We start from the raw sequence: 10,764 nt of genomic DNA on the forward strand, positions 1-10,764 counted from the left end.
TATGAAAGATAGAAAAATATATCCTTGGATCGTTGTCGGACTTTTATGGTTTGTGGCATTATTAAATTATATGGATCGTCAGATGCTGTCAACCATGAAAGATGCGATGCAGATAGATATTATAGAATTGCAGTCGGCTACCAATTTTGGGCGGCTAATGGCAGTTTTCCTTTGGATTTACGGTCTTATGAGTCCGATGGCAGGAATTATTGCCGATCGCGTCAGTCGTAAATGGTTGATTGTCGGGAGTCTTTTTGTCTGGTCGGCAGTCACTTATGGCATGGGGTATGCCGATACATTTAATCAAATCTACTGGTTGCGCGCATTGATGGGAGTCAGTGAGGCATTATACATTCCTGCGGGCCTCTCTTTGATAGCCGATTGGCATCAGGAGAAATCACGTTCGCTGGCAGTCGGTATCCATATGACGGGATTGTATGCCGGTCAGGCCATTGGCGGGTTTGGCGCTACGGTAGCTGCGGCCTATTCGTGGCATACTACATTCCATTGGTTCGGTATTGTAGGCATTGTCTATGCATTGGTCTTGATTATATTCCTTCGTGAGAATGAAGAGCATGCCAGGGTCATTCGGGCCATGCATACAGATAAATCAAAAAAGATTCCGTTGTTTAAAGGAGTGACTCTTTTATTCGGTAATATTGCTTTTTGGATTATTCTGTTCTATTTTGCAGCTCCCAGTCTTCCCGGATGGGCTACGAAGAATTGGTTGCCTACCCTGTACGCTGAGAATCTTGATATCCCTATGGCTGAGGCAGGTCCTATATCCACTATAACGATTGCTGTCTCTTCTTTTATCGGAGTTATTCTGGGAGGGTTATTGTCAGACCGTTGGGTATGCAAAGACATACGCGGACGTATCTATACAGGCGCAATCGGGTTAGGGTTGACCATACCTGCGCTTCTTTTATTGGGCTTAGGCAATGGTTTCATCAGTATAGTAGGTGCGGGATTTCTGTTTGGTGTCGGTTTCGGTATGTTCGATGCCAATAATATGCCTATTTTGTGCCAGTTTGTTTCGGCCAAATATCGGGCAACAGCCTATGGTATAATGAATATGACCGGAGTTTTTGCCGGAGCAGCTGTAACAAGCTTGTTTGGAAAATGGACGGACGGTGGCAATCTGGGATTGGGATTTGCTATTCTGGGAGGTATTGTATTGCTGGCTTTGGGTATGCAGTTGTGCTTTCTTCGTCCACACACGGATAATATGGAATGATACATAATCGTTTCCCGGACAGGGAGTAAGATTCCGGTCCGGGAAATGACTGTATCAGAACGGTTAGTTTACAATCCCAATACGTTTGGAGTAGTCTCTGCCTGCTGATTATTGAACTGTCCGTTCAGGTTCTCCCCTTCTTTCGGGTTCAGTTCCAGCGATTTCTTCATATCTTCTACTGAGCCTTCTTTGTCACCGTTCAGCAGTTTGGCACGTCCTCTTTCGTGGTAGGCCGCAGCAAAGTTCGGATTCAGGTCTATTGCTTCATCGAACAGTTCGATAGCCGCAGACAGTTTCTTCTGTGTAATGAACAATTGTCCCAGATATAGATAGGCCTGTTCGTTGAAAGGGTTCATTTCCGTCACACTGAGGTAATCGTTTTCGGCTTCTTCCTGCTTTCCGGTGGCTTCTTTTATTTTGCCACGTAACAGGAGGGCAGCTTCTTCGTCCGGATTCTGCGCAAGTATGGCTTCAATATCTTCCATAGCCTCTGCGAATTGCTGCATTTTGTACAGTGCTTCGGCACGAAGCAGCCGGGCTTCCGTGAAATCATCTTTCAGCACAATGGCCTTTGTCAGATGGGCAATGGTCATTATTCCGTTATCCAATCCATGATTGGCTTTACCTAACAGGTAGTGTGCCATTGCGTTACCCTCTTCCAATGCGATGGCCTTCTGGGCAGCATCGGCCATTTCCTGATAATTTTCTTGCATGAAGCACAGGTTGGCCAGCGTCAGGTACGTGCTCGTCAGTTCCGGTTCCAATGCAATCATACGTTCCAGCAGTTCATGTGCTTTCACGAACTCTCCGGTCTGCATGTAAATCTGGCTCAGATAGTTCAGTGTTTCGAAATCCTCTTCGATGGCCAGTGCTTCGTTGAAGCATTTAATGGCATAGTCCGGGCGTCCCATACGTTGAGCACGCAGGCCGTCATATTTAAATATCTCAAAGTTCTTTTTGGCGTTTTTCTGTTTTTCCTCCTCAGGGTTTTCTGTTTTACCTGAGAAAAAAGATTTAAAGAAGTTTGGCATGATCGATGTTTTTTTAGTTTGGTTGCAAATGTAGTAATTTCATCACATACCCTTACTGCTTTTCAGGAAGTTTTTTCGGTGAGCAACCCGTTCTCTGAACTTAGCAAGCCCTCGTCCAGCATAAACCGTACCACTTCGCCCAACTGTTCTTTATCTGTATTTATGTGCGAAGCTATCTCTGCCGGAGTCATCGGGTGTTCTTTCAGCAGGGTCGTTATTTGTTCCTTTAATTCGTCGAAGCTGCTTTGTGGCACGTCCGGTTGTGTGCGGTGGCTGAGGCAGACATCACATTGTCCGCAGTTGTGTTCGTTCTTCTCTCCGAAGTAGCGGAGCAACATCCGGCTGCGGCAGACATTCTCTGAAGTAACATACTCCACCATGGCATGAATGCGTTTCTCGTAGCGCTCTTTCCTTTCTTCGTATACCGCCCGGGGAATCTGCAGATAATGCAAATCTACCCGTTCGCGCGTATATATAATGTAAGGTGTCTTTTTATGCGGAATGTAGTCGACGATACGGCGCTTGCTCAGCATCACCAGCAAGTCGTAAATCTGCTGCCGGGTCAGTCCCGTACGTACCGCCAGAGTCTGCTCGCTGATGTAGGCATAGTCTGTAAAGACACCCGTGTAAGATCGCAGAATCATTTGTATCAGTTTCTCTGCGGCTTCCCCCATCTCACGGAGTTTATACAATTCATCCCGGCGGATCGTGAAGATGATTCGTGAGGCATTGTCCTGTTCGTCGGTATATTCCAGGTATCCGGCCTGTGTGAGTATCTTCAGAGCACTGTCGGCAGGTACGGGGAAATATTTGAATTTACGGCAGAATTCTTCCAGGCTGAAGTCATACATGCATCCCAGTCCGTCGCCCATCGCCATTTGATAGTGGTATTGCAGATGTTCGTACACATCTTTTATATAATCCTTATCCGGAAAGGTATCCGTAATACGTTTGTTGAGTGTCGTTTTATCCGATTTTGCGTAGAGTATGACTGCGTATGCTTTCTGACCGTCACGCCCTGCCCGTCCGGCTTCCTGGAAATAAGCTTCGGGGGAGTCGGGGAGGTCCAGATGGATCACGATGCGTACATCCGGTTTGTCAATACCCATACCAAACGCATTGGTGGCTACCATTACCCGGCTCTCACCGTTTTGCCATCGTTTCTGGCGGAGATCTTTGGTTGCATTGTCTAACCCTGCATGATAAAAGTCGGCAGTGATTCCTTCATTTACCAGCAGCTCGGTCGTTTCTTTGGTTTTCCGCCGACTGCGTACGTATACGATTGCACTGCCCTGTATCCGGTTCAGGATGTGAAGCAATTCTCCGTTTTTATTATCGGTGGAGCGGACAATGTATGCCAGGTTTTTCCGTTCGAAACTCATACGGAATACATTTTCCCGGCGGAAGTGGAGACGTTCCTGTATGTCTTTCACCACTTCGGGGGTGGCGGTAGCGGTCAGTGCTAGCACCGGAGCATCCGGCACCAGTTCTCTGATATCTGCTATTTTCAGGTAGGCCGGACGAAAGTCATATCCCCATTGCGAGATGCAATGGCTTTCGTCCACGGTGATCATGCTGATTTTCATTGACCGGAGTTTGGCCCGGAAAATTTCCGTATCCAGCCGTTCGGGAGAGATATAGAGAAACTTATAGTCTCCAAAGATACAGTTCTCTAATGCCACTACAATCTCTTGCCGTGTCATTCCGGAATAGATGGCTACCGCTTTGATTCCGCGTTTTTTCAGGTTCTGCACCTGATCTTTCATTAAGGCGATCAGTGGAGTGATGACAATGCACAATCCCTCTTTGGCAAGGGCAGGAACCTGAAAGGTGATTGACTTTCCGCCTCCGGTGGGCATCAGTCCCAGTGTGTCTTTGCCATTGCCAATGCTGGTTATGATGTCCTCCTGCAAATCGCGGAAGGAATCATAACCCCAGTATTGTTTTAAAATCTCTTGGTAAGTCACTCTATCGGCATGATATCTTCAATCTGCAACTGTACTTCCCCTCGTTTGTGGGTGTTCTCCTCAATGGTGTAGCAGATATCAAATGAGCGTTTGGTTTTGATGTATCTTACGTGCGAACTTTGTCCGAAAGCGATTCCGTTCATCACGTTGTTCGATTTGTTATCTACCAGTTCCAGCTTGATATGTTCCTGATCGCGTCCGACCACTTTGCTTGTTCCATAATCGTACACGTGGTGCGTGCAGAACACCGGTTTCTGATTATCGGGACCGAACGGGTTGAATCGTTTCAATTCATTGAAGAACTTCGGAGTGATGTCTTTAAAGTCTATTTCGGCATCGATGTCGATCACTGCACTGGTCTGTTCAGGCAGTATGTGTTCCGACACGAAACTTTCGAATCGTTCGGTGAATGCCTGTACGTTTTCCACTTTCATCGAGAGTCCGGCAGCATAGGTATGCCCTCCGAAGTTTTCGAGCAAGTCGCGGCAATGCTCGATAGCTTTGTAAACATCGAAGCCGGATACCGAACGTGCCGAACCTGTCGCCATGTCATCTGTCCGCGTCAATACCACTGCCGGACGATAGTAAATTTCTGTCAACCGTGAGGCTACGATTCCGATCACTCCTTTATGCCAGTCTTCATTGTAAAGCACTATGGAACGGCGATCCACTAATCCTTCCAGCTCGGCTACAATCTTATTGGCCTCTTCCGTCATGCTTTTATCCAGATCCTTCCGGGTTTCATTGTATTGGTTGATTTGTCCGGCTTTCTCAAGTGCTGCCGAGAAATCCTTCTCAATCAACAGGTCTACCGCTTCTTTCCCGTTCTGTATACGTCCGGAAGCGTTGATACGCGGACCTATTTTGAATACAATGTCGCTCACCGTAATTTCTTTCTCCGATAATCCGCATACATCGATAATCGCTTTCAGCCCTACGCTCGGATTGCTGTTCAGCTGTTTCAGTCCATGATAGGCTAAGATACGGTTTTCGCCCATGATCGGTACAATATCCGATGCAATGCTTACAGCGGTCAGGTCGAGCAACGGAATCAGATGATGAAACTCGATGCCGTTACTGATGGCAAAAGCCTGCATGAATTTGAACCCCACGCCACATCCCGAAAGATGGGTGTATGGGTATGTATTATCCAGTCGTTTGGCATTCAGAATGGCAACGGCCGGCGGCAATACATCGTCCGGTACATGATGGTCGCAGATGATGAAGTCAATTCCCTTCTCTTTGGCATACGTAATCTCCTCCACTGCTTTAATTCCGCAGTCCAGCACAATGATAAGTCCCACTCCTGTCTCTGCGGCATAGTCAACTCCTTTTTTGGAAATTCCGTATCCTTCGTTGTAACGGTCGGGGATGTAATAGTCAAGGTTCGAGTAGAACTGTTGAATGAACTTGTAGACCAGTGCCACAGCGGTGGTGCCGTCCACATCGTAATCTCCATAAATCAGAATGCGCTCTTTCTTTCCCATTGCCATGTTCAGGCGTTCCACTGCTATGTCCATATCCTTCATCAGGAATGGATCATGCAAATCGGGCAATTGTGGACGGAAGAATTTCTTGGCATCCTGTGCCTTTGTAATTCCCCTTTGCACCAAAAGTTGTCCCAGGACCGGGCTAATACCCAGTTCCTGAGCCAGTGCCCGGCTTGTCTCTGCCTGTTCTTGTGTAATGGGTCGATAATTCCATTTGTGATTCATTTTATATATTGTTTTTTCTTTTTATCTGTTCTCAGATGCCGGAAGTGCATAACTTTCCAACAAGCTGTAAAAGTACGAAAAAAACCGGAAGTGAGGGGTATATACTGAAAAAAATAATTGCCATTGTCCGAGATACAAAATACTATTTGCGCACATTTTAGAAAGATATTACCGGGACTTCGAGGCTTTTATACCGATATGGGCGAGATGTCCGGGCATTCATACGCCTTGGAAAAGAGAAGTGATGCAGGAATTGTCCGAAAGCCAAATACAAATCGGCTGGGGCAACAATGCGTTGGAGCAGTTGTCCGATTGTCTTTCATAATTCTTTATTTCAACAGCTTACGATTCCGATTATTACCATTTTCCAATATGCTCATTTGATGGATAGCTATTTGGTTTAGCTTAACAAGACGTTCCCTTTGTGTCATATTCTGTTCGATAAACACAGCATTTAGATTCTCCATATTCGACAAACAGATAAGTTCATTGATAGTAGCATAATCACGGATATTTCCTTTCAGCTCGGGATTCGCTTCTCTCCATTGTTTTGCTGTCATACCAAACATTGCCACGTTCAGCACGTCGGCTTCATTGGCATAAATAATGCTTGCTTGTATCGGTGTGACTTCCATTGGAATAAGGTTTTGCTTTATGGCATCAGTATGTATGCGGTAGTTGATTTTCGACAATTCACGTTTCGCTGACCAACCGAGCAGCCTTTGTTCTTCTGTCTTTAGCCGCTGATACTCCTTAACAAGAAGTAATTGGAATTTAGGAGAAATCCACATACCAAAATGATATGCTATATCCCGATGTGCATATGTACCGCCGTAGCGACCAGCCTTAGAGTGAATCCCGATTGCACTAGTCCGTTCTATCCACGTTTTCACCGAAAGTACAAAATTATTGCTTCCTGCCGCATTTTTAATTGTACCGAATTCGGTACAATTAAAATCGGGATTATACAACATTTCCCATTCGCCAAGATACTCGATAGTGCTTTTAAGGCTAAGCCAACGGAAGATAATATGCTCTTGCAGTTGGCTTCTTGCCATGTCTGTAAGGCTGATGTAGTCTTCTTCATTGTACTTGACAACGCTAATATCTGTATTTTGAACGGTAATTTTTGCCATTGTAATTGATGCATTGAGTTTCAATCACAAAGGTCGCTATAATTTGTGAGACTGCATCCTTTTTAATGGACTATTTACAAAGATAGGATGCCGTTTTTTCGATAGTAGGCATTATTTTCCGAATAATTGTTATACCTTTGTAAATGCAAAGAGTTATTTGACAGTATAGCACCGTAAATCGCTGAAAATTGCATGGCTGCTAAATCGTTACCTCTATATCTCAAATGCTCCGTTAAAAGTTTATTCGGTTGAGTCCGAATCCCCGTGCCATTTGCACCTGCTTGTCTGACAAGTGATGCCTCTTTTGAGCTGTCAGCCATTTTTCAATTTGTAAATATCACAAATATGGTTCGTTTATTCCAGAGATTTCTGTAAGTTTGTATCGTACTATTAAGTGTTATGATTATGCAAGATATAATAAACGGACGTTGCGGTTGGTGCGGGAGTGACGAACTGTATGTGAAGTACCATGATCAAGAGTGGGGAAAATTGGTGACCGATGACAAGACGCTGTTTGAGTTTCTTGTATTGGAGAGTGCTCAGGCTGGCTTGAGTTGGATAACCATCCTTAAGAAACGTGAGGGGTATCGCAAAGCCTTTTGCAATTTCGATGCTGAGTCGGTGGCACAAATGACCGATGAAGATGTTGAACGGTTGATGCACTTTGATGGCATTGTGAAAAATCGTCTGAAGATCAAATCGACAATCACAAATGCAAGGTTATTTCTCGCTATACAAAAAGAGTTCGGTAGTTTTTATAACTATACACTGTCATTCTTTCCCGACAGAAAACCAATAGTCAACAGTTTTCAGTCATTAAGTGAGATTCCGGTATCATCTCCCGAATCTGATGCTATGAGTAAGGATATGAAAAAACGGGGATTTAAATTCTTCGGAACTACGATTTGTTACGCCCACTTGCAGGCCTCCGGATTTATTAATGATCATCTGGCGGATTGTGTCTGTCGAAAAAGATAAATAACAATATAACTATGTACAGTGATAGAGGATATCTTATGCCTTTTGCCCGTTAACATTGTTAATGCCATTTTCCGATGGTTTTGTTCTTGTCTGCAAATAACAAGTCTTTTGCATTTAAAGAATTTGTTATTTGCAGACGAAAAACGAACTTTAACTCTGTGTTAAAACAAAGCTTTTACTGACAGATATTTTGTACTTTGAATATCTTGTTTTTCAGTTTGTTAAGTTCGATCTTCACTTCTTAGCCTTACTGAAGGTCTTTGCGGGCTATAACCGATATACTTGCTTTTTTATCAACTATAAACGGAGATCTTGCACTATCCGTTTATTTCCTTTTTGCCTTATTCAGTGCCGCAATCAGATACCTTCCTTTCGCCCCAATGTCACTCCAGCAAGTGTTGGCAATCAGCCGCCACACCGTTGTTCCCTTTCTTCCATAGTCCGACAGCCTGAGAATGGCGTTTACTTCGCTCACTTCGTTTATTCCCAATCTTTTTAGTGTGTCCGTCAGTCCCGGATAATTGTGCGTCATCGTATTGAAAGCGTATCCCGGTATCGGGAGAGAAGCAGAATCCTCCTTCCTTTCTTCCTCCTTCCCCTTGGGGGGAGCTGAGGGGGGAAATTCTTTATTTTCCTCTGCTTTATTTTCTTTTACTTTACTTTGTCCGGAATTGCATGCATTTTTTGCGTTAACGGCTACATCATGTACTACATTTCCCGGATTAACGGTTACATTTTCACCTTCCGGCGCTTCATCTTCCTGCTGAGTCAAGTCTTTCACCAGCAGATAGGGCAATGCTTTCAGATCCCTTTTTCTTCGCTTTGTCGCCTCCATCCATACCTTCTGTATGTTTGCCGAAGTCAGTATTCCGTTTTCCAGATAACTGTTTCTGTCCAATATTCCTTTGATGAAGAGAATTTCGATGATCCCCTGTACCTCAGCTACCTGCACTTCCCTTCCCGCCTTGTTGGCAAAGATCAGGCACTGTTCTTCATCCCAACGGATGAAGTATCCCTCCTTGTATATTTTACAAAGCAGCTTCAGTACGATTGCCGCCCCCTTTATTCCGTATTTTGCCTCTATCACTTCCATTGCGTTCTCTTCCATGAAGTTTACGCCTACCGGGAAATAGTTGATTCCGTCGTATGCTATTGCCATTGTTTTTTTAGATTAGTTGTTTTTTTATCCGTAATACTTTTATACCGAATTACCCCGGATTCCCAAAGATGTTTTCATTTGATTCCTCAAAATAGAAATAATTCATCTGTGAAAATCCGTGTAATCTGTGGTGTCCGATCTATACTGTCGGTCTCCATTCCATAAAGTTCTCCACCTGGAATGTTGTCCATCGCTGTTCGTCCACATTCCAGTAGACTACGGCACCTTCCACAGCCATCGGATCGTACTTTTTGCGGAACTCCGTCTCGTAGTGGATCAGTGTTGCCTTTACCATCCGGAAACTTCCGTCCTGTTTTCGGTAAGCCACCGTCGCATGCCCGTATAGCATATGATCTAATAACGCTTCCAATCGTTCCGCCATCCATTCTGCACAGGACTCTGTGTATCCTTTTTCGAAGATGATGCGTCTTTTCCATTTCAGTCTCAGTGATTCGCTTTGTGAGGCGTGTCTTTTTCTCTTTTTCATATTCCTATGATTTAAAAGGTTAATAAATAGATTGTTGCCTCAAAGATAAGTGGGTCCGGACGTACTCCGGTTCAATAAAATTCATTGTACGTATTTCGGCGGTTGATCTTCGGTTTCGTATTTTCCTTTTCTACCTCTTTCCACAGGCTATTTATATAAGTCTTGATTGTGCTATAATCCAGTGGTTTGAATACTCCACCTCTGAGCTTTCCGAAGAGTTCTTTTTCATAAATGTAGCGTGTTAGTGAAGCCTGACATGTATTGATGTTTTGTAGCTTTGCATCTATGATATAGGATCTTATCAACGCTTTTATGATCCCTTCATTGTTGGAGATAATCCCTTGTATCGGTACTCCCTTTTTTCTTCCTCTTGTTTCTATAACTGTTTCTGTTATAGTTGATTGTGTTTTCTTATTGGCGTTTTTTTACACTTTTGTTCATGACTTGAGATAATACCTTTTCTTTCTTCATTGGATGATTTATTTAGTTAATATTTAAATGAAGTTAATATGTTGCAAAGGTAGAAAGGAATCTGTCAGTGAACAAGTAAATGTGAAATTAAAGGGGAAATGAATACTCTTCTATAATTTAATTATTTGATATACAATGTCGTATTGGATAAAAAGATAAGTGTTTCAATAGACGTTCGTTTAATTGAACGCAAAGATAGAGGGTATTTTTAGAACTACAAAATGTTTAATAAAAAAAATGATTTTGCTCTTTTGATCGTTGTCTTAATATACTAAGCAATAGGTGTTTATGAATTAATAAAAAACGGCTTATTATCTGTCTGATTTTGTTTTCTGCCCTCTTCTGATTTATATACAAAAATCATGTGTTTTTAAACGAACGTCTATTGAAACATTTCTGCTTCATAATACGCTTGTTTACAAAATCTAAGATCAAAAATTCCCTGCTTCTTTGTGAAGATGGTCTTTTTTGCTCTGAATCCCTTTTCAAACCGTCTCTCCTGCGATAGGGGAGTACCTGATGAAATGATATACGCTGCAAGGCAAATAACAGAATTAGCAAACTTGACCGGAAGGTATTT

Annotated in this window: 11 protein-coding genes; 2 read left to right on the top strand and 9 right to left on the bottom strand. The window is 43.4% G+C overall.

Annotation, left to right across the window (positions count from 1 at the left end; all coding sequences use genetic code 11):
* Position 1: 1 nt before the first annotated feature.
* Positions 2-1,237: an MFS transporter gene (locus ISX59_RS20630; RefSeq protein WP_005808620.1), complete on the top strand. Its 1,236-nt coding sequence runs from the start codon at positions 2-4 to the stop codon at positions 1,235-1,237.
* 68 nt (positions 1,238-1,305) lie between these two features.
* On the opposite strand, the gene ISX59_RS20635 is transcribed toward ISX59_RS20630, so the two are convergent.
* The 5 genes from ISX59_RS20635 to ISX59_RS20655 form a co-directional block, all read right to left on the bottom strand.
* Positions 1,306-2,268: a lipopolysaccharide assembly protein LapB gene (locus tag ISX59_RS20635; RefSeq protein ID WP_005781582.1), complete on the bottom strand. Its 963-nt coding sequence runs from the start codon at positions 2,266-2,268 to the stop codon at positions 1,306-1,308.
* A gap of 62 nt (positions 2,269-2,330) precedes the next feature.
* Positions 2,331-4,235, bottom strand: coding sequence for an ATP-dependent DNA helicase RecQ (locus tag ISX59_RS20640; protein ID WP_032536760.1), 1,905 nt, complete (start codon positions 4,233-4,235; stop codon positions 2,331-2,333).
* Complete coding sequence (gene recJ, locus ISX59_RS20645; protein ID WP_005808615.1) at positions 4,232-5,950, bottom strand: single-stranded-DNA-specific exonuclease RecJ; 1,719 nt, start codon at positions 5,948-5,950, stop codon at positions 4,232-4,234. Before recJ ends, ISX59_RS20640 begins: the two co-directional genes overlap by 4 nt.
* 329 nt (positions 5,951-6,279) lie before the next feature.
* Entirely contained in the window at positions 6,280-7,086 is an 807-nt protein-coding gene (locus ISX59_RS20650) for a KilA-N domain-containing protein (RefSeq protein ID WP_032531397.1), read from the bottom strand.
* Positions 7,087-7,160: 74 nt separating this feature from the next.
* Positions 7,161-7,406, bottom strand: a complete 246-nt coding sequence (locus ISX59_RS20655; protein ID WP_122330685.1) for a hypothetical protein — start codon at positions 7,404-7,406, stop codon at positions 7,161-7,163.
* A gap of 85 nt (positions 7,407-7,491) precedes the next feature.
* On the opposite strand from ISX59_RS20655, the gene ISX59_RS20660 reads away from it, so the two are divergent.
* Complete coding sequence (locus ISX59_RS20660; protein ID WP_044299982.1) at positions 7,492-8,064, top strand: DNA-3-methyladenine glycosylase I; 573 nt, start codon at positions 7,492-7,494, stop codon at positions 8,062-8,064.
* A 328-nt stretch (positions 8,065-8,392) separates the two neighbouring features.
* Here ISX59_RS20660 and ISX59_RS20665 read toward each other — a convergent pair whose 3' ends face one another.
* From ISX59_RS20665 to ISX59_RS20680, 4 genes are all read right to left on the bottom strand, one after another.
* Positions 8,393-9,226: a DUF4373 domain-containing protein gene (locus tag ISX59_RS20665; protein ID WP_032536761.1), complete on the bottom strand. Its 834-nt coding sequence runs from the start codon at positions 9,224-9,226 to the stop codon at positions 8,393-8,395.
* A gap of 139 nt (positions 9,227-9,365) precedes the next feature.
* Positions 9,366-9,713 carry an SH3 beta-barrel fold-containing protein gene (locus tag ISX59_RS20670; protein ID WP_005781572.1) on the bottom strand — a complete coding sequence of 116 codons (348 nt, stop codon included), beginning with the start codon at positions 9,711-9,713 and terminating at the stop codon, positions 9,366-9,368.
* A 71-nt stretch (positions 9,714-9,784) separates the two neighbouring features.
* Positions 9,785-10,018 (bottom strand): hypothetical protein, encoded by a 234-nt coding sequence (locus ISX59_RS20675; protein ID WP_032536762.1) that lies wholly within the window; start codon positions 10,016-10,018, stop codon positions 9,785-9,787.
* 548 nt (positions 10,019-10,566) lie between these two features.
* The coding region (locus ISX59_RS20680) for a hypothetical protein (RefSeq protein ID WP_220576236.1) at positions 10,567-10,764 on the bottom strand (198 nt) is incomplete at its 5' end.

Source organism: Bacteroides sp. FSHCM14E1 (assembly GCF_019633785.1).
GTDB classification, from domain to species: domain Bacteria; phylum Bacteroidota; class Bacteroidia; order Bacteroidales; family Bacteroidaceae; genus Bacteroides; species Bacteroides hominis.

Coding starts and splice junctions, on each gene's coding strand:
- ISX59_RS20670 (WP_005781572.1), bottom strand. CDS start 9,713: ATGAAAAAGAGAAAAAGACACGCCTCACAAAGCGAATCACTGAGACTG.
- recJ (WP_005808615.1), bottom strand. CDS start 5,950: ATGAATCACAAATGGAATTATCGACCCATTACACAAGAACAGGCAGAG.
- ISX59_RS20665 (WP_032536761.1), bottom strand. CDS start 9,226: ATGGCAATAGCATACGACGGAATCAACTATTTCCCGGTAGGCGTAAAC.
- ISX59_RS20660 (WP_044299982.1), top strand. CDS start 7,492: ATGCAAGATATAATAAACGGACGTTGCGGTTGGTGCGGGAGTGACGAA.
- ISX59_RS20635 (WP_005781582.1), bottom strand. CDS start 2,268: ATGCCAAACTTCTTTAAATCTTTTTTCTCAGGTAAAACAGAAAACCCT.
- ISX59_RS20650 (WP_032531397.1), bottom strand. CDS start 7,086: ATGGCAAAAATTACCGTTCAAAATACAGATATTAGCGTTGTCAAGTAC.
- ISX59_RS20630 (WP_005808620.1), top strand. CDS start 2: ATGAAAGATAGAAAAATATATCCTTGGATCGTTGTCGGACTTTTATGG.
- ISX59_RS20655 (WP_122330685.1), bottom strand. CDS start 7,406: ATGGCTGACAGCTCAAAAGAGGCATCACTTGTCAGACAAGCAGGTGCA.